The 17,255-nt window shown below is 62.5% G+C and carries 17 protein-coding genes; 15 read left to right on the top strand and 2 right to left on the bottom strand.

All coding sequences use genetic code 11. The annotated features are described in order from the left end of the window. Positions 1 to 125 precede the first annotated feature (125 nt). Positions 126 to 917, bottom strand: a complete 792-nt coding sequence (locus AC1D1J_RS17690) for a TOBE domain-containing protein (protein ID WP_477695428.1) — start codon at positions 915 to 917, stop codon at positions 126 to 128. 125 nt (positions 918 to 1,042) lie between these two features. On the opposite strand from AC1D1J_RS17690, the gene modA reads away from it, so the two are divergent. From modA to modC, 3 genes are read left to right on the top strand one after another with little or no spacing between them, the layout of a single operon-like run. Next, positions 1,043 to 1,798 carry a molybdate ABC transporter substrate-binding protein gene (gene modA / locus AC1D1J_RS17685; protein WP_477686876.1) on the top strand — a complete coding sequence of 252 codons (756 nt, stop codon included), beginning with the start codon at positions 1,043 to 1,045 and terminating at the stop codon, positions 1,796 to 1,798. A 36-nt stretch (positions 1,799 to 1,834) separates the two neighbouring features. Continuing rightward, positions 1,835 to 2,527: a molybdate ABC transporter permease subunit gene (gene modB, locus AC1D1J_RS17680; protein ID WP_477695427.1), complete on the top strand. Its 693-nt coding sequence runs from the start codon at positions 1,835 to 1,837 to the stop codon at positions 2,525 to 2,527. Then, positions 2,524 to 3,612, top strand: coding sequence for a molybdenum ABC transporter ATP-binding protein (modC, locus tag AC1D1J_RS17675; RefSeq protein WP_477695426.1), 1,089 nt, complete (start codon positions 2,524 to 2,526; stop codon positions 3,610 to 3,612). Before modB ends, modC begins: the two co-directional genes overlap by 4 nt. 295 nt (positions 3,613 to 3,907) lie before the next feature. Here modC and ppsR read toward each other — a convergent pair whose 3' ends face one another. Further along, on the bottom strand, positions 3,908 to 4,729 hold the full coding sequence (ppsR, locus tag AC1D1J_RS17670; RefSeq protein WP_477686879.1) for a posphoenolpyruvate synthetase regulatory kinase/phosphorylase PpsR: 822 nt from the start codon (positions 4,727 to 4,729) through the stop codon (positions 3,908 to 3,910). A 219-nt stretch (positions 4,730 to 4,948) separates the two neighbouring features. On the opposite strand from ppsR, the gene ppsA reads away from it, so the two are divergent. From ppsA to AC1D1J_RS17610, 12 genes are all read left to right on the top strand, one after another. Further along, positions 4,949 to 7,348, top strand: coding sequence for a phosphoenolpyruvate synthase (ppsA, locus tag AC1D1J_RS17665; RefSeq protein ID WP_477695425.1), 2,400 nt, complete (start codon positions 4,949 to 4,951; stop codon positions 7,346 to 7,348). Positions 7,349 to 7,552: 204 nt separating this feature from the next. After that, positions 7,553 to 7,849, top strand: a complete 297-nt coding sequence (locus AC1D1J_RS17660; RefSeq protein ID WP_477695424.1) for a hypothetical protein — start codon at positions 7,553 to 7,555, stop codon at positions 7,847 to 7,849. Next, complete coding sequence (locus tag AC1D1J_RS17655; RefSeq protein ID WP_477686882.1) at positions 7,840 to 8,445, top strand: tetratricopeptide repeat protein; 606 nt, start codon at positions 7,840 to 7,842, stop codon at positions 8,443 to 8,445. The genes AC1D1J_RS17660 and AC1D1J_RS17655 overlap by 10 nt, the downstream gene beginning before the upstream one ends. Continuing rightward, positions 8,432 to 8,689 carry a DUF4212 domain-containing protein gene (locus AC1D1J_RS17650; RefSeq protein WP_477695423.1) on the top strand — a complete coding sequence of 86 codons (258 nt, stop codon included), beginning with the start codon at positions 8,432 to 8,434 and terminating at the stop codon, positions 8,687 to 8,689. Before AC1D1J_RS17655 ends, AC1D1J_RS17650 begins: the two co-directional genes overlap by 14 nt. Further along, entirely contained in the window at positions 8,690 to 10,801 is a 2,112-nt protein-coding gene (locus AC1D1J_RS17645) for a sodium:solute symporter family protein (protein WP_477695422.1), read from the top strand. It begins immediately after the preceding gene. A 235-nt stretch (positions 10,802 to 11,036) separates the two neighbouring features. Beyond that, entirely contained in the window at positions 11,037 to 11,402 is a 366-nt protein-coding gene (gene rpsF / locus AC1D1J_RS17640; protein ID WP_007871089.1) for a 30S ribosomal protein S6, read from the top strand. Positions 11,403 to 11,462: 60 nt separating this feature from the next. Beyond that, positions 11,463 to 11,771: a primosomal replication protein N gene (priB, locus tag AC1D1J_RS17635; protein ID WP_477649539.1), complete on the top strand. Its 309-nt coding sequence runs from the start codon at positions 11,463 to 11,465 to the stop codon at positions 11,769 to 11,771. A gap of 10 nt (positions 11,772 to 11,781) precedes the next feature. Beyond that, on the top strand, positions 11,782 to 12,066 hold the full coding sequence (gene rpsR, locus AC1D1J_RS17630; RefSeq protein ID WP_077592883.1) for a 30S ribosomal protein S18: 285 nt from the start codon (positions 11,782 to 11,784) through the stop codon (positions 12,064 to 12,066). 11 nt (positions 12,067 to 12,077) lie between these two features. Next, positions 12,078 to 12,530: a 50S ribosomal protein L9 gene (rplI, locus tag AC1D1J_RS17625; RefSeq protein WP_457278783.1), complete on the top strand. Its 453-nt coding sequence runs from the start codon at positions 12,078 to 12,080 to the stop codon at positions 12,528 to 12,530. A 181-nt stretch (positions 12,531 to 12,711) separates the two neighbouring features. Next, positions 12,712 to 14,124 carry a replicative DNA helicase gene (dnaB, locus tag AC1D1J_RS17620; RefSeq protein ID WP_457278782.1) on the top strand — a complete coding sequence of 471 codons (1,413 nt, stop codon included), beginning with the start codon at positions 12,712 to 12,714 and terminating at the stop codon, positions 14,122 to 14,124. A gap of 232 nt (positions 14,125 to 14,356) precedes the next feature. Then, positions 14,357 to 16,231, top strand: coding sequence for an SLC13 family permease (locus tag AC1D1J_RS17615; RefSeq protein ID WP_477695421.1), 1,875 nt, complete (start codon positions 14,357 to 14,359; stop codon positions 16,229 to 16,231). After that, positions 16,228 to 17,253 carry an ABC transporter substrate-binding protein gene (locus AC1D1J_RS17610; protein ID WP_477695420.1) on the top strand — a complete coding sequence of 342 codons (1,026 nt, stop codon included), beginning with the start codon at positions 16,228 to 16,230 and terminating at the stop codon, positions 17,251 to 17,253. Before AC1D1J_RS17615 ends, AC1D1J_RS17610 begins: the two co-directional genes overlap by 4 nt. Positions 17,254 to 17,255 lie beyond the last annotated feature (2 nt).

Here is a 17,255-nt window from a genome sequence, read left to right as displayed (position 1 = left end):
TATGCTGGGTTAAAGAACGGGTAAAAATGCTTTCGAGACGATAGTATAACTCTTTTAAATTTAGTCTATCGATAGATATTAGCTATTTGTAGAATAGGCGCGGTGCGGCGTTTTTTGCCTGGCCATCAGGCCGAAAGGGCAATCACGAGGGCTGATTCGTCGATCAGGGCCTGAACCGGGGAGCGGACTTTCAGGCTGCTGCCGGCAGGCGCAAAGCCGACCAGTTGCAGGCCCCCGTCAAGTTGCATCGACACTTCATCGCCCGTGGCGCCGCGGCTGATCCGAACCGCACGGCCGCTCAATACGCAAACCTCTGGCTGTGTGGGAACCGCGGGCTCACGCACGGCCACCGCCGTAGCCTTGCACAAGGCCAGTACCGTTTGCCCTTTCTGCAAGCCCAGCAGTTCCGCACTGGCCTTGGTGATGCGCGAAACCAGCAGTGCCTCACCAGCCAGCCTGAGGTGCACACGCGCCATCTGGCCGCGCACCTCGATCTTCTCAACCTGGCAGGGCAACTGGTTGCGCATGCTGGTGCGCACGCTCATGCTGGACAGTACCGGCAGCGCGCGGGGCAGCAGCAGTTCATTGGCTTTGAAGCCCGCCAGCACCTGGCTACGTGTTTCGCTCAAGAGGCCCGCCACTGCCAGCAGCTTCTGGCCCGCCGGCGTCAGGGTGGCGCCGCCACCGCCAGAGCCGCCCACAGCGCGCTCCACCAGCGCCACACCGGCCAGGTTGGTCAAGGTGTCGATGGCTTGCCAGGCGGCCTTGTAGCTGACCCTGGCTTGCCGCGCCGCCTGCGAGATCGAGCCGCTTTCACCCACCAGGCGCAGGATCTCGATGCGCTTGTCGGCCGGTTCATGGCTGAAGGCGCTTGCGAAGGAGGGAGCAGCAGACGAGGAAGCAGCGGCTTTTTTCATGGAGGCCTCGGGACAGGTACCGCTATTCTAAAATAGAATAGCGAATCGACAGGAGTGGCTTTCTTTCAAACGCATCTTCGTCTCCCGCACTGCCGTCTCCTATCTTTCATCACCGGACTTTCATCATGTTCAGAACTGTGTCGCGCTGGCTGCCGGCTCTGTGTCTCGCACTGGCATCGGCCGCCGCATTGGCGGAGGAAGTTCAGGTCGCTGTGGCCGCCAATTTCACCGCACCCATGAAACTGATCGCCGCGGACTTTGAAAAAGACACGGGCCACAAAGCGGTGCTGACCTTCGGCGCCACCGGCAAGTTCTACGCGCAGATCACCCATGGCGCGCCGTTTGAAGTGTTTCTTGCGGCCGACGACGAAACCCCCGCCAGGCTGGAGAAGGAAGGCGCGGCCGTGAACGGCAGCCGCTTTACCTATGCCACCGGCAAGCTGGTGCTCTGGTCGGCCCAGCCTGGCGTGGTCGATGCACAGGGCGAGGTTTTGAAGAAGGGCAACTTCAAAAAGATCGCCATTGCCGCACCCAAGCTCGCACCCTACGGCGCGGCCGCGGTGGAGACGATGAACAAACTCGGATTGCAGGCCGCGCTGGAGCCCAAGCTGGTGCAAGGCGAAAGCATCGGTCAGGCCTTCAGCTTTGTTTCCACCGGCAATGCGGAGCTCGGTTTTATCGCGCTCTCGCAGGTCTACGAAGGCGGCAAGATCAAGTCGGGCTCGGCCTGGATTGTTCCCGAGAGCCTGCACAGCCCGATCCGCCAGGATGCGGTGCTGCTGGCCAAGGCCAAAGACAGCAAGGCCGCGGCGCAGCTGATGGCCTTTTTGAAAACCGAGAAGGCCAGGGCAGTGATCCGTTCCTTCGGCTACGAGCCCTGAAACGGCCACCAAGTCACACTGAGGCAACACTCAACCATGCTCGACGATGCAAGCCTTCAGGCACTGACGCTGACCTTTCGGCTGGCGGCCACCGCCACCGTGGTGTTGCTGCTGGCCGGTACCCCGCTGGCCTGGTGGCTGGCGCGCACGCGTTCGTGGCTCAAAGGGCCAGTGGGTGCGCTGGTGGCCTTGCCGCTGGTCTTGCCGCCGGTGGTGCTGGGTTTTTACCTGCTGGTACTGATGGGGCCGAACGGCCCGGTGGGCCAGCTCACGCAATCGTTAGGTTGGGGCGTGCTGCCGTTCACCTTTGCCGGACTCGTGGTGGGGTCGGTGCTGTATTCCATGCCCTTTGTGGTGCAGCCTTTGCAAAACGCTTTTGAAGCCATTGGTGAACGCCCATTGGAAGCCGCCGCCACTTTGCGCGCGTCCCCGCTGGATACCTTTTTCAGCGTGGTGCTGCCTTTGGCACGGCCCGCCTACCTGACGGCCGCCGTCATGGGTTTTGCGCACACGGTGGGCGAGTTCGGCATTGTGCTCATGATGGGCGGCAACATTCCTGGCAAGACGCGTGTGATGTCGGTGCAGATTTACGACCATGTGGAGGCGCTTGAATACCGCCAGGCGCACTGGCTGGCCGGCGGTCTGCTGGTGTTTTCCTTTCTGGTGCTGCTCGCGCTCTATACCTTCAATACCCTGCAGCCGGGCAGGCGCAAAGGGCAGGGCGCATGAGGCCGGCAGACAGTGGCATCACCGCCTCGTTTCATCGTGTCTTCACCGATTTCTCGCTCGACGTGTCGCTGGCTTTGCCGGGGCGCGGCGTCACGGCCATCTTCGGTCCCTCGGGTTCGGGCAAAACCAGCCTGCTGCGCAGCATTGCCGGACTGGAGCGGGCAGCGGCCGGCCATCTCTCGGTCAATGGCGAGGTCTGGCAAGACGACAAGGCCGGCGTCTTCTTACCGGTGCATCAGCGGCCGCTGGGTTATGTGTTCCAGGAAGCGAGCCTGTTCGCCCACCTGGACGTGCACCGCAACCTCGATTTCGGCCAGCGCCGCGTGCCGGCTGGCCAGCGCCGCATGTCGCTGGAACATGCCATTGAATTGCTGGGCTTGCAAAAACTGATGCGGCGCATGCCCGGCACGCTTTCGGGCGGCGAGCGCCAGCGCGTGGCCATCGCGCGCGCGCTGGCCACCAGCCCGCGGCTTTTGTTGATGGACGAGCCCCTGGCCTCGCTGGACATCGCCCGCAAGGCCGAAATCCTGCCCTACCTGGAGCGCCTGCATGACGAACTCGACATGCCCGTGCTCTACGTCAGCCACGCGCCCGATGAGGTCGCCCGGCTGGCCGACCACCTGGTGCTGCTGGATGCCGGCCGTGTCACGGCCTCAGGCCCCACGCGCGAGCTGATGACGCGGCTCGATCTGCCACTGGCGCATGGCGATGCCGCGGCCGCGGTGATAGATGCCGTGATCAGTGCCGTCGAGCCTGAATGGCACATGAGCCATGCCGAGTTTCCCGGCGGACGCATCAGCCTGCTCAACCCTTCGCTGCAGGTCGGCCAGCGCGTGCGCGTGCGCATCCAGGCGCGTGATGTGAGCCTGACGCTGGAGCGCCAGGAGGGCACCAGCGTGCAGAACATCTTTGCGGTCACCGTCACCGGCCTCTCAGCCGACAGCCCGGGACAGGTGATGGTCGGCCTGGACGCCGGCGGCAGCACACTGCTGGCGCGGCTCACCCAGAAGTCGGCAGAAGCCTTGCAATTGCAGCCTGGCAACCTTGTGTACGCGCAGGTCAAGGGTGTGGCGGTGCTGGGCTGACCCGGTGCTGCTATAAAAAAGATAGCTGCTCGCGCACGTCGGGATTGGGCCAAAGGCTGATTTCATGCCAAATTTTTAACAAAATCCAAGACTCCATTTTTTCGGTAAAAATGCTTCCTTGCCAATAGGGACGGGCGCGGGCAGCTATCAAATCAGTAGCAGCTTCACCCGGTCCCCGGGAAAAATGGGATTCAGCCCCTATGCAGCGGGAATTGCTTATCGATGCTGACCCCTGCTTCGATTTATGGTCACCCTGTGCATCCCGCGCAGCGGCATGGATGTGCCTGGCCCAGCCTCAGTACTCCAGCCGCTCGGGCCGGATCTCCTGAAGGATGGTGGTGGCGATCTCTTCGATCGACTTGGTGGTGGTTGACAGCCAGCGTATACCCTCGCGCCGCATCATGGCTTCGGCCTCATGGATTTCCTCGCGGCAGTTGGCCAGGCTGGCGTATTTGGAGTTGGGCCGGCGTTCATTGCGGATCTGCGCCAGGCGCTCGGGCGCGATGGTCAGCCCAAAGATCTTCTTGCGGTGCGGCACCAGCGCCGGCGGTAGCTGGCGGCGCTCGAAATCTTCAGGAATCAGCGGGTAGTTGGAGGCCTTCAGGCCGTACTGCATGGCCAGGTAGAGCGAGGTCGGCGTCTTGCCGCTGCGGCTCACGCCCACCAGGATCACGTCCGAACCGGCCAGGTCGCGGTTGCTCTGGCCGTCGTCATGCGCCAGCGAGAAATTGATCGCCTCGATGCGGTCGTCATATTCCTTGCTTTTGGACGCATCTGAAAACCGGCCGACCCGGTGGTTGGACTTGATGCCCAGCTCACCCTCCAGCGGCGCCACAAACATGCCGAACATGTCCAGCAGCATGCCGTTGCAGTGGGCCTTGATGACGGCGAGGATCTCCATGTTCACCAGCGTCGTGAAGACGATGGGGCGTTTGCCCTCGACTTCGGCCGTGTGGTTGATCTGCCGGATCGCCTGGTGGGCCTTGTCCACGCTGTCGATAAAAGGTAGGCGGACATGGCGCGGCTTGAACTCAAACTGCGCCAGGATGGCGTTACCAAAGGTTTCAGCGGTAATGCCGGTGCCGTCAGAGATGAAAAATACGGTGCGTTGGGACATGGAAGGGCTTCGAAGGAGCTTGAAAGGGCGGAAATGAGGGTTTGGCTGGTTGAAAGCCGGGTGAAAGCCTGACGCGGCACGCCCGGCCCCAGCCGCCTACAATCGTGGCAATTATCCAGTTTGTCACATCATGCCCCGCCACAACCCCTTCCAACAACAACAAGGTTGCTTGCCGCGCATGGTGAATTCCACGGTTTTTAAACCTCCCGGAGTATTTTCATGTCCAAGCTGTTTGAGGCGACCGCCCTGGTCGTACCGTTTGAAAACCTGAGGATGACAGACGTCGAGTCTGTCGGCGGCAAGAACGCCAGCCTCGGCGAAATGATTTCGCAACTGCCGACCGGCCCCAACGGGGTTCGTGTTCCCACCGGATTTGCCACTACGGCCCACGCTTTCCGCGTGTTCCTGGCGCATGACGGCCTCGACAAAAAAATCAACGGCGTGCTGGACACGCTCAACACCGATGACGTGCGCGCGCTGGCCGAAGCCGGCGCCAAAATCCGCAAGCTGGTGGAAGCCCAGCCTTTCCCGGCCGATCTGGAAAAAGCCGTTCGCGACAGTTTTGCCGCCCTCAGCGCCGGCAATGCCCAGGCCAGCTTTGCGGTGCGCTCATCCGCCACGGCAGAGGACTTGCCTGACGCGTCATTTGCCGGCCAGCAGGAAACCTTCCTGAACGTCGTCGGCATCGAGGACGTTCTGCACAAGATGAAAGAGGTGTTCGCCTCGCTGTACAACGACCGCGCCATCAGCTACCGGGTGCATCAGGGCTTTGCCCATTCCGACGTGGCGCTGTCCGCCGGCATCCAGCGCATGGTGCGCAGCGACAAGGGTGCAGCCGGCGTGATGTTCACCATCGACACCGAAAGCGGCTTTGAAGACGTGGTGTTCATCACCTCCAGCTACGGCCTCGGTGAAACGGTGGTGCAGGGCGCCGTCAACCCTGACGAGTTTTACGTGCACAAGCCCATGCTCAAAGCGGGCAAACGCGCCGTCATTCGCCGCAACCTGGGCAGCAAGCTGCTGCAGATGGAGTTCACCAGCGCCGACGAGAAAAAAGCCGGCGGCAAGCTGGTCAAGACCACTGATGTGCCGACCGAGTTGCGTAACCGCTATTCACTGACCGACACCGACGTCGAGCAGCTCGCCCGCTATGCGCTGATCATCGAAGCGCATTACGGCCGCCCGATGGACATCGAGTGGGGCAAGGACGGCATCGACGGCGAGCTCTACATCCTGCAGGCGCGTCCCGAGACCGTCAAGAGCCAGTCCAAGGGCAAGGCCGAGCAGCGCTACAAGCTCAAGGGCACCGGCACCGTGCTGGCAGAGGGCCGCGCGATCGGCCAGAAGATCGGCACGGGCGCAGTCCGCATCGTCCACGACATCAAGGACATGGACCAGGTGCAGGCCGGCGACATCCTGGTGACGGACATGACCGACCCGAACTGGGAACCGGTGATGAAGCGCGCCAGTGCCATCGTGACCAATCGCGGCGGGCGCACCTGCCACGCGGCCATCATTGCGCGCGAGCTGGGTATCCCGGCAGTGGTCGGCTGCGGCGATGCCACCGAAACGCTGAAAGACGGCATGCTCGTCACCGTGAGCTGCGCCGAGGGCGATACCGGCAACATTTATGACGGCCTGCTGGAGACCGAAGTGACGGAAGTGCAGCGAGGCGAGATGCCGCCGATCGACCTGAAGATCACGATGAATGTCGGCAACCCCCAGCTGGCGTTTGACTTCTGCCAGATACCCAACCACGGTGTCGGCCTGGCACGGCTGGAATTTGTCATCAACAACAACATCGGCGTGCACCCCAAGGCGATTCTTGATTACCCCAACGTGGATGCCGACCTGAAAAAAGCAGTGGAAAGCGTGGCGCGCGGCCATGCCTCGCCGCGTGCCTTCTATGTCGACAAGGTGACCGAAGGTGTGGCCACCATCGCAGCGGCCTTCTGGCCCAAGCCGGTGATCGTGCGTTTGTCGGACTTCAAGTCCAACGAATACCGCAAGTTGATCGGCGGTTCACGTTACGAGCCCGAGGAAGAAAATCCGATGCTCGGTTTTCGCGGCGCGTCGCGCTACCTCAGCCCTGATTTCGGCGAAGCCTTTGCGATGGAGTGCGAAGCGCTCAGGCGCGTGCGCGACGACATGGGCCTGGTCAACGTTGAGGTCATGGTGCCGTTTGTCCGCACCCTGGGCCAGGCGAAGAAGGTCACGGACCTGCTGGCGCAGCACGGCCTCAAGCGCGGCGAAAAAGACCTTCGCGTGATCATGATGTGCGAAGTACCGAGCAATGCCATCCTGGCCGACGAGTTTCTTGAGTTCTTCGACGGGTTCTCGATTGGTTCGAACGACCTGACCCAGCTCACGCTGGGCCTGGACCGCGACTCCGGCCTGGACATCCTGGCCCAGGACTTCGATGAACGTGACCCCGCCGTCAAGGCCATGCTGAGCCGGGCCATCCAGGCTTGCCGGCGCGCGGGAAAATATGTCGGCATTTGTGGCCAGGGCCCCAGCGACCACCCGGACTTTGCGCAGTGGCTGAAGGACGAGGGCATTGGCTCCATCTCGCTGAACCCCGATACGGTGATTGCCACCTGGAAGCAACTGGCCAACTGAAGACGGTTGACATGAATTGAGAAGGTGCGCTGTGGAGAGATCCGCAGCGCATTTTTTTTCGCGCGCTTCAACTGGATGACCACGGGAAAACCCCCGGTGGCAGAAGGTTTGCCGGTAAGCCAATTGGCAAGGCCTCCGATGACAATCGGAATTGTTGCCTTCATCCCTTCATCCCTTCATCCCTTTATCTGTTTGCCATGAGCCATGCTTGCCGTCACCACTACCGTCAAACTGCTCACTGAAATCGCTCTTCTTGCATTGGCCGGCCAATGGGCGGTAGGCCTGCTGGCAGGCGCAGCCAAGGGCAGCAATCCGTTTTATCGCGTGCTTCAGCTGGTGGGCCTGCCTTGGGTCAAGGCCGCACGCTGGGTATCTCCGCAGGTGGTGATGGACCGTCACTTGCCGCTGGTGGCTTTTTTGGTGCTGCTGCTGGTGTGGGCCGTTGCGGCCATTGCCAAAATCCGCATCTGCCTGGAGATTGGGGTGGCACTGTGCAAATAGGGGCCACCCTTCAATACGGTTTTCTGAAAATACGCGCACTGCTTTTGCTCGCCTGCGCCAAACGGCCTGCTGCGCTGACCGTCTTTGACCAGATGCTGCAACTGCGACCCGCAGACCCCTATGCGCTGGCCAGCCGCGGCCATGTGGCGGCGCAGCTCCAGCTCACGCACGAATCCATTGCCAGCCTGCGGCAATTGACCGCTGTCAGGCCCGGGCAGGCGGCAGGCTGGTTCAACCTGGGTTACGTGTTGCAGCAGGCGGGATGTCATGATGAGGCCGGGCCGGCCTTTGAACGCGCGGTGGCACTGGACGCGCGCCTGGACCAGGCCTGGTATGGCCTGGCGCTGGTGCACATTCACGCGCACCGGTTTGAGGAAGCCGCCGAGGCCCTGCAAAAGAACACAGCCCTGCAGCCCTTGGGCCCTTACGGCTGGTACCGGCTCGCGCAGGTGTGGCTGGCGCTGGGCCAGCCCGCCAAGGCGCGCAAGGTGATTGCACACCTGAGTCGCTTTGAGCCGCGTGTGGCGGCCCAGTTCGAGCGCGAGAACGAGGCCGTTTTTGCGGCCACCGGCGAGGCAACCCATGCAGCCCACTGAAAGCCACCGCCGGTACTGGCGCAAGAACCTGGCTGTGACGGCGGTGCTGCTCCTGATCTGGTTCAGTGTCACGTTTGGTGTGAGTTACTTTGCGCGCGCGCTGAACTTCACTTTTTTTGGCTGGCCTTTCAGCTTCTGGATGGGTGCGCAGGGCGCCCTGGTGGTGTATTGCCTCATCGTCGGCTTTTATGCCTGGTACATGAACCGGCTCGACATCGAGCATGACGTGGCGGACGAGGACTGAATGGGTGGCTTCTTTGGTTCACGCGACGGGGTCATGCTCTCGAGCCAGCAATTCAAGAGGCAGCTGGACCGCGTCTACCGCTGGTACACGCTGGGCCTCGTGGTGTTTGTGGGCATCCTGGCGCTTCTGGAGCGCGCGGGCTTGCCGCGCCTCTGGATAGGCACCGCTTTTTTGTTGGCCACCATCGGCCTCTATGCGGGCATAGGCGTCATGAGCCGCACCACCGACGCCTCCGAATACTATGTGGCAGGCAGGCGCGTGCCGGCGGTCTACAACGGCATGGCCACCGGCGCCGACTGGATGTCGGCCGCCTCCTTCATTGGCCTGGCGGGAACGCTTTACCTCACGGGCTACAGCGGGCTGGCTTTCATCATGGGCTGGACGGGCGGCTACTGCCTGGTGGCTCTGGTGCTGGCGCCTTACCTGCGCAAGTTCGGCCAGTTCACCATTCCGGATTTTCTGGGAGAGCGTTACGGCGGGCGACTGCCGCGGCTCATCGGCGTGGCGGCGGCCATTTTGTGCTCCTTCACCTATCTGGTGGCGCAGATTTACGGCGTCGGCCTGATCACCTCTTACCTGACCGGCATCGCGTTCGAGCTGGGCATCTTCCTGGGGCTGGGCGGCATTCTGGTGTGCTCGTTCCTGGGCGGCATGCGCGCGGTGACCTGGACGCAGGTGGCCCAGTACATCATCCTGGTGGTGGCTTATCTCATTCCGGTGATCTGGCTGTCGGTCAAGCAGACGGGCGTGCCAGTGCCGCAGCTGGTTTATGGTTTTCAGCTTGAAAAGGTTACGGCCAAGGAGAAAGAGCTGACGGCCGACCCCAAAGAGCTGCAGGTGCGTGAGCTGTTCAGGCAGCGCTCGCAAGCGCTGTCGGGCAGGCTGGAGCACCCCGCCGAGTCGCTGGCCGCCGACAAGCTGGCCGCCGCCAAACGAATGGAGCAGCTCAAAAGCGGCAATGCATCCGTGGCTGAAATTTCATCGGCCGCCAGGGCGATGGCCGCCATGCCCCGGGACGAGGCCGCCGCCGTCAAGGCCTGGACGGCGGCCAGGGCCGCTGCGGACGTCAAAACCCAGCCGCTTAACGGCATGCCCGCCCACGCGGCCCAGTTCTCAGGCAACCCGGATGGGACCCCGAAAGAGCAGGAGACCTACGACACTTCGCGCCGCAATTTCCTGGCGCTGGTTTTTTGCCTCATGGTGGGCACCGCGGCCTTGCCGCACATCCTGATGCGCTATTACACCGTGCCCAGTGTGCGGGAAGCGCGGCAATCAGTCACCTGGTCGCTGGTGTGTATCTTCCTGCTTTATTTCACCGCACCGGCACTGGCGGTGCTGGTGAAGTACGAGATATTCACCGTGCTGGTGGGCATGCCGTTTGACCAGCTGCCCGCCTGGGTGCATTCCTGGACGCGGGTGGACCCTTCGCTGCTGTCGGTCACAGACATCAACAAGGACAACATCCTGCAGCTCAACGAGATGAACATAGGCGGCGACATCATCGTGCTGCTGACGCCCGAGCTGGCAGGCTTGCCCTACGTGATTTCAGGCCTGGTGGCGGCGGGCGGGCTGGCTGCCGCGCTCTCCACCGCCGACGGCCTGCTGCTGACGATTGCCAATGCGTTGGGCCACGACCTCTATTACAAGATGATCGACCCCAACGCCTCGACCGTGAGCCGGGTGACTGTATCCAAGATATTGCTGCTGATCGTCGCCTTGCTGGCGGCCTATGTGGCGGCGCAAAAGCCGGCAGACATCCTGTTTCTGGTGTCGGCCGCGTTCTCGTTTGCCGCCGCCTCGTTCTTCCCGGCGCTCAGCCTGGGGATTTTCTGGAAGCGCGCCAACGGCATTGGGGCCGTGCTGGGCATGGTGTCGGGCCTGGGCGTGACCTCGTATTACATGTTCACCAACCAGGCCTGGCTGCGCGCCACTTTCGGCATCACTTCGCCGGTGCAGCTCTGGTGGGGCATAGACCCGATCTCGGCCGGGCTTTTCGGGGTGCCGGTCGGTTTTGCCGTCATTGTGCTGGTGAGCCTGGTCACCCGGCCCCCGAGCCAGAAAGTCCAGGAACTGGTCGAATACATCCGCTATCCAGACCTAAAACGCCTCTAAAACCCGGTCAAAGTGGTCGTTGGGGGTGTTCTCGGCGTTTTCAGGGCCTTTTCTCTCAAAAAGTGGGCGAATTCGGCTCCTCCCCGCCTTTACCAGCATGAGCCGTGGAACCGGCTTTGCCGGGCCACAGGCGGGCGGCCCCCTCGGGGAGCGTGGGGGTGCTATAATCATTGGCTTCGCCTTGCTGCACCCTTAACGACGCTGGGGCAGCTTCAATCAACCACAAGGAGAGTTTATGCGTCACTATGAGATCGTCTTGCTGATCCACCCGGATCAAAGCGAGCAAGTCCCAGCCATGCTGGAACGTTACAAGGGCATGATCACCGCCGGCGGTGGCAAAGTGCACCGTGTCGAAGATTGGGGCCGCCGCCAGCTGGTGTACCTGATCCAGAAACTGGCCAAAGCCCACTACCTCTGCATCAACATCGAAGCCAGCCAGGCCGTGATGGAAGAAATTGAACACGCGTTCAAGTTCAACGATGCCGTGCTGCGCCACCTGACCGTGGTGAAGAAGAAAGCCGAAACCGGCCCGTCCCTCATGATGCGCAACGTCGAGAGGGAAGAAGCCCGTAAGGCCCAACAGCAGGAGTATGCGGCTTAATAGCCACCATGCTGTTGAACGCCTCGCTGCCGCGCAGCTGCCATTGAGCAAAAGCACGCAGTGAACCACGTTGAACTGACCGCCTGTATCGCCGAGGCAAGTCCTCTTCGCTACACGCCCGCTGGAATCCCCGCTGCCAATTTCGTCCTCGAACACGAGTCCGAAATCGTCGAAGCCGGAGTCACCAGACAGGTCAAGTTGACGGTCAGGGCGGTGGCCTTCGGAGCGCTGGCTGAGCAATCAGCCAAATCCCCGCTAGGCAAACCCTTCAGGTTCACCGGTTTTCTCATCAATGCGCGCACCAGCAAAGGTGTTGTTTTTCATATCCAGGCTCTGCACAAGGTAGAGCAAGTACCGAACCCCATTTAAGGAGTCCATCATGCCCGGACCAAAACGTTTCAACAAAGACAAGCGCCCCAAGCGCAATACCCAATCCCTGCTGTTCAAGCGCAAGCGTTTTTGCCGCTTCACAGCCGCTGGCGTTGAAGAAATCGACTACAAAGACATCGACACCCTGCGCGATTTCGTAGCCGAAAACGGAAAAATCATCCCCGCACGCCTGACCGGTACGCGCGCGATTTTCCAGCGCCAGATCAACACCGCCGTCAAGCGCGCTCGCTTCCTCGCGATGCTGCCTTACAGCGACCAGCACCGTAGCCTGTAAGGAGCACGACCATGCAAATTATTCTGCTCGACAAAGTCGTGAACCTCGGTAACCTCGGCGAAATCGTCAAGGTCAAAGACGGCTATGCACGCAATTTCCTGATCCCTTCGGGCCGCGCACGCCGCGCCACGGAAGCCAACAAGGCCGAATTCGAAGCCAAGCGCGCCGAACTCGAAAAAGCTGCGGCTGCCAAGCTGGCCGAAATGCAAGCCCAGGGCGCAAAGCTCGGCGGCACCACCGTCAAGCTCACGCAAAAAGCCGGTGTTGACGGCCGCCTGTTCGGCTCCGTCACCAACCATGACATCTCGGCCGAGCTGACCAAGCAGGGCTTCCCTGTGTTGAAGTCGCAAATCCGCATGCCTAACGGCCCGCTGAAGATTGTTGGCGACCACGCCGTGACCGTTGCCCTGCACACCGACGTGGCAGTGGACATCACCGTCACGGTGTACGGCGAAACCGCTTAAGCGTTTTCTCCCTCCCGCAAAAAAGCCGCTCGCCGAGCGGCTTTTTTCATGCCCGGCCGGATCAAGCGGCTGTACACAAGCTCACGGTGTATTTCCACCCGATTTCCCCCGGTTATCCACAACCTTATCCCGCGAGGTTTTACGCTCCCGGCGTACCATTCACCCTCTCCCAAGGAAACCCATGTCCGCCGTACTTTCCACCTATGACGATCCCGGCTACAGCCCCGACCGCCAGATCGCCCAGCTGCGCATTCCGCCGCACTCCATCGAGGGTGAATCCAGCGTGCTGGGCGGCCTGCTGCTCGACAACGGCGCGTGGGACCGTGTGGGTGACCTGCTGACCGACCAGGACTTCTACCGCTCCGAACACAAGCTGATCTATGCCGCCGTGGGCGCCCTGATCAACGCCTCCAAGCCGGCCGACATCATCACGGTCTACGAGCACCTGCAGAACCAGGGCAAGGCCGACGAAGTAGGGGGCCTGAGCTACCTCAACTCCCTTGCGCAATACGTTCCCAGCGCGTCCAACATTCGCCGCTACGCAGAAATCGTGCGCGAGCGCTCCATCCTGCGCAAACTGGTGTCCGCTTCGGACGAGATTTCCACCAACGCCTTCAACCCGCAGGGCAAAGACGTCGCCACCATCCTCGACGAGGCCGAACAGAAGATCTTCAAGATCGGCGAGCAGGGCTCGCGCATGAAAGAAGGCTTCCAGAGCATGGATACGCTGGTCGTCAGCCTGCTCGACCGCGTCACCGAAATGGCCGAGAACCCGCAGGACGTCACCGGCGTGCCCACGGGCTTCTACGACCTGGACCGCATGACATCCGGCTTCCAGGCCGGTGACCTGGTGATCCTGGCGGCGCGCCCCTCCATGGGCAAAACCGCGCTGGCCATCAACATCGCTGAAAACGTCGCCTTGCTCGAAGGCCTGCCGGTCGCCGTGTTCTCCATGGAAATGGGCGCCTCCCAGCTTGCCGTGCGTATCGTGGGCTCCATCGGCCGTATCGACCAGACCCATTTGCGCACCGGTGCCCTGACGGACGAAGAATGGCCGCGCCTGACCGAAGCCATTGAAAAGCTGCGCACGGTTTCGTTGCATATCGACGAAACCCCTGGCCTCACGGTGAGCGAGCTGCGCGCCAACGCCCGCCGCCTGGCCCGCCAGTGCGGCAAGCTCGGCCTGATCGTGGTCGACTATTTGCAGCTCATGAGCGTATCCGGCGGCATGGCAGACGAGAACCGCGCCACGGCCGTCGGCGAAATCTCGCGCGGCCTGAAAATGCTGGCCAAAGAGCTGCAGTGCCCCGTGATCGCGCTGTCGCAGCTCAGCCGCGGCGTCGAGTCCCGCACCGACAAACGCCCCATGATGAGCGACCTGCGCGAGTCCGGCGCCATCGAGCAGGACGCCGACATCATCATGTTCATCTACCGCGACGAGTACTACACCAAAGAGGCCTGCAAGGAGCCCGGTGTCGCCGAGGTCATCATCAGCAAACAGCGTAACGGCCCGACGGGCACTGTCAAGCTGGCGTTCCTGAACCGCATCACCAAGTTCGAGAGCCTGGCCAGCGGCGGAAGCGGGGACTTTTAAGGCCTGAAGAGGCGCGCGGCCCTTGCTGTTGCATCGAGGTGGCTGCGGGGCGGTGGCCTCCTAGGGTTTTCCGGCGGCCGTTTTCGGGAAAACGGTGATTTAATGGCAAAAAACAGCTGCAGGCCAATCAAACCGGGCGCAAGCAGCTATCAATACAATAGCTAAAGGAGGAGGCCCCATGCCGACGTCCCTGCGGATTCTTACCGTCACCTCACTGTAGGTCCGGGAATCCATGCCTGTTTCCTCCGTCATTTCCGCCGCCATCCCCGACGCCGACATCCTGGCGCTTTTGCGTGGCGACGCGCTTTTCGCCGACCTTTCCGGCAGCCAGCTTGCACGCCTGCTCGGCAGCCTGCACACGCTGGAATTCGCCGCCGGCGACACGCTGTACGAGAAAGGCGCGCCAGCCGAATTTCTGTATGTGATCGAAGCCGGTGAGCTGCAGCTGACCACGCCGGGCGGCCGTACCGTCGCGCTGCCGGGCATGCGCTGCGGTGAAGAGGCCGCCTGCGATACGGCCAGCTACCTCTGCAGCGTCACGGCCGCCACGCCGGTAAGGGCGGTGCGGGTCCCACGCGAAGCCCTGGCCGAGCTGGCTGCAAAATCGCCCGCCTTGCGCAACAAGGCTTGGCTGACGCTGATGGGTTATGTGGGCGGCGAATCCTTTCTTGCCCCGGCCCCCGGCAAGCCTGCCGCCAAAAGGCCGGCCAAGCCCATTTCCCGGCGCGAGCTGGTGGGCTGGCTGGGCGTGGTGCTGGTACCGCCCGCGATTTATTTCCTCTCCGGCATGGCCGGGCTGGTGGTGGAGGCCTCGCTGTTCCTGGCCATCCTGTCGGCCACGGTGCTGATGTGGCTGTTCAACCTGGCCGATGAGTTCGTGCCGCCGCTGGTGGCCATTACCGCGGTGCTGATCGTCGGTCTTGTGCCCTACGAAGTCGCGCTGGCCGGCTTCTCGTCAAGAACACTCACCACGCTCGTCGGCGTGTACGCGCTGGCCGCGGTGATTTCCGCGTCGGGCCTGAGCTACCGCTTCATGCTGTGGCTGCTGATACGCCTGCCCGACACGCCGTTCTGGCACCAGGCGGCGCTGCTGCTGTCGGGTTACCTGCTGTCGCCCATCATGCCCTCAGGCAATGCACGGCTGTCGCTGGTGCTGCCGTTTTACCGCGACATGATCGAAGGCCTCAACCTGCCGGCACACAGCAAGTCCGCCACGGCCCTGATGGCCGCCACGTTTTCCGGCGCCATGCTGTTTTCGCCGATGCTGCTGACCAGCAAATCGTCCAACCTGACGGCTTTCGGCATGCTGCCCGTGCAACTGCAGGACCAGTTCCAGGGCCTGTTCTGGTTTGCCGCTGCCGGTGTGGCCGCGCTCACCGTCACGGCCGCGCACCTGGTGGTGGTGCGCCTGTGTTTTGGGCGCACGGCCCAGGCCGCTTTGCCCAAGGAAAGGCTCAAGCGACAGCTGGCCCTGCTGGGCGACGTCACCCGGCCCGAAAAAGCCGCGCTCACCGGTTTCCTGTTCTTCCTGGTGGGCGCCGGCACCGCCGGCTGGCACCAGATTTCTCCCGCCTGGCTGGCGGCCTTTTTGCTGGTGGGCCTGCTGCTCATGGGCTTGCTGAGCAAGAAAGACTTCCAGCAAAAAATCGACTGGCCGATGATTTTCTTTCTGCTCAGCCTCGACGGCCTGAGCCGCGCCATCAGCTACCTGGGGCTGGACACCGCACTGGCCCATTCCGCGGGCAACATGTTTGATTTCGTCGGCGGCAAAATGGTCTGGTTCATCCCGGTCGCGCTGGTGGTCACGCTGCTGCTGCGCCTGGTGCTGCCGATCACCGCCGGCATGATCGTGGCTGCCGTCATTCTTCTGCCGATCGGGCAGGCGCAGTTCATCAATCCCTGGGTTGTGGTCTTCCTGACCGCGATGTTCAGCGACATCTGGTTCATGCCCTACCAAAGCTCCCAGTACCTGCAGGTCATGGGCAGCGGGCTGGACCGCTACTACAAACACACCGATTTCCTGCGCTATAACCACTGGATGAACCTGGCGCGCCTGCTGGCAGCCTATCTCTCGATCCCTTACTGGGAATGGCTGGGCCTTGTATGAAAAACGGAACCCTTGCCGTCCTGACGGGCGCGGCCCTTCTTGTCGCGCTGCTGCTGCTGGGCATGTTCAACCTGTCCAAGCCGCGGGTGCTGGTGCTGCACAGCTCGGACCGCAACTCCACCACCGTCGGCAAGATGGACGAAGGCATACGCCATGTCCTGGACAAAAACAGGCAGCCGCTGACGGTGCGCTGGCATTACCTGGGCATAGACCGCCTTCCCGATGAGGACCACCGCCAGGACGCCGCAAAAGAAGGCCTGCGCGCCATTGAGCAGTTCAACCCCGACCTGGTGATTGCCGTAGACGACGAAGCCCAGCAATACGTGATGCGCCGCTTCGCCGGGCAGGGCCGTCCCAGGGTGGTGTTCGCCGCCATAGACCATGAGCCCGCAGAGTACGGCTACGTGGGCGCAGCCAACGTCACCGGTGTCGCCGAGCGCCTGCCGCTGGCCGCCATGCGCGACTTGCTGCAGCACGTCAAAAAGGGCCAGCCCGTGCGCGTGGCAGTACTGGGCGACACCGGCCCCACCAGCCAGGGTCAGCTCAGGCAGGTCGAGGCTTTCAACTGGGCGCCGCATAGCGTGGCGGTCACCCACACACTGGGCGATTTCCCCGCCTGGCAGGCTGCCATCAAGGCCATGGACGGCAAGGCCGATGTGGTGTTGGTGCTCTCGCACGGCAGTTTGCGTGCCGGGCCCGCAGCGGCCGGCGTGGTGCCCGATGCCGAGGTGATCAAGTGGCTCGAAGCCAACGCCGCGCCCTTGCCGCTGGGGGTCGACATTGAATACGTTCAGCAGGGCGGGGGGCTCAGTGTGGCGCCGTCTGCCAAGTCGATGGGGGAAATCGCCGCCGCCGCCGCCCTGGCCTGGCTGAAGGCAAAACCCGCCAGTGCGCCGCCGCTTCCGGGCCAGGACACGCGCTACAGCGTGGGTTTGCGCGCTGCCGCCCTGGGTGCCCGCAACATCACGCTGCCGTCGATCTACACCGAGGCCGCGCGGCTGGAGCAACTCTACTACCCATGATG

The sequence above is a fragment of the Polaromonas sp. P1_F8 genome, from assembly GCF_056405635.1.
The sequence above is the reverse complement of the archived record's forward strand: the minus strand, read 5'-3'. Positions and strand labels throughout refer to the sequence as shown.

What these genes read in the sequence shown, in the direction of transcription:
- AC1D1J_RS17690 (WP_477695428.1), bottom strand. Translation starts at nt 917, where the DNA reads ATGAAAAAAGCCGCTGCTTCCTCGTCTGCTGCTCCCTCCTTCGCAAGC.
- modA (WP_477686876.1), top strand. Translation starts at nt 1,043, where the DNA reads ATGTTCAGAACTGTGTCGCGCTGGCTGCCGGCTCTGTGTCTCGCACTG.
- modB (WP_477695427.1), top strand. Translation starts at nt 1,835, where the DNA reads ATGCTCGACGATGCAAGCCTTCAGGCACTGACGCTGACCTTTCGGCTG.
- modC (WP_477695426.1), top strand. Translation starts at nt 2,524, where the DNA reads ATGAGGCCGGCAGACAGTGGCATCACCGCCTCGTTTCATCGTGTCTTC.
- ppsR (WP_477686879.1), bottom strand. Translation starts at nt 4,729, where the DNA reads ATGTCCCAACGCACCGTATTTTTCATCTCTGACGGCACCGGCATTACC.
- ppsA (WP_477695425.1), top strand. Translation starts at nt 4,949, where the DNA reads ATGTCCAAGCTGTTTGAGGCGACCGCCCTGGTCGTACCGTTTGAAAAC.
- AC1D1J_RS17660 (WP_477695424.1), top strand. Translation starts at nt 7,553, where the DNA reads ATGCTTGCCGTCACCACTACCGTCAAACTGCTCACTGAAATCGCTCTT.
- AC1D1J_RS17650 (WP_477695423.1), top strand. Translation starts at nt 8,432, where the DNA reads ATGCAGCCCACTGAAAGCCACCGCCGGTACTGGCGCAAGAACCTGGCT.
- AC1D1J_RS17645 (WP_477695422.1), top strand. Translation starts at nt 8,690, where the DNA reads ATGGGTGGCTTCTTTGGTTCACGCGACGGGGTCATGCTCTCGAGCCAG.
- rpsF (WP_007871089.1), top strand. Translation starts at nt 11,037, where the DNA reads ATGCGTCACTATGAGATCGTCTTGCTGATCCACCCGGATCAAAGCGAG.
- rpsR (WP_077592883.1), top strand. Translation starts at nt 11,782, where the DNA reads ATGCCCGGACCAAAACGTTTCAACAAAGACAAGCGCCCCAAGCGCAAT.
- rplI (WP_457278783.1), top strand. Translation starts at nt 12,078, where the DNA reads ATGCAAATTATTCTGCTCGACAAAGTCGTGAACCTCGGTAACCTCGGC.
- dnaB (WP_457278782.1), top strand. Translation starts at nt 12,712, where the DNA reads ATGTCCGCCGTACTTTCCACCTATGACGATCCCGGCTACAGCCCCGAC.
- AC1D1J_RS17615 (WP_477695421.1), top strand. Translation starts at nt 14,357, where the DNA reads ATGCCTGTTTCCTCCGTCATTTCCGCCGCCATCCCCGACGCCGACATC.
- AC1D1J_RS17610 (WP_477695420.1), top strand. Translation starts at nt 16,228, where the DNA reads ATGAAAAACGGAACCCTTGCCGTCCTGACGGGCGCGGCCCTTCTTGTC.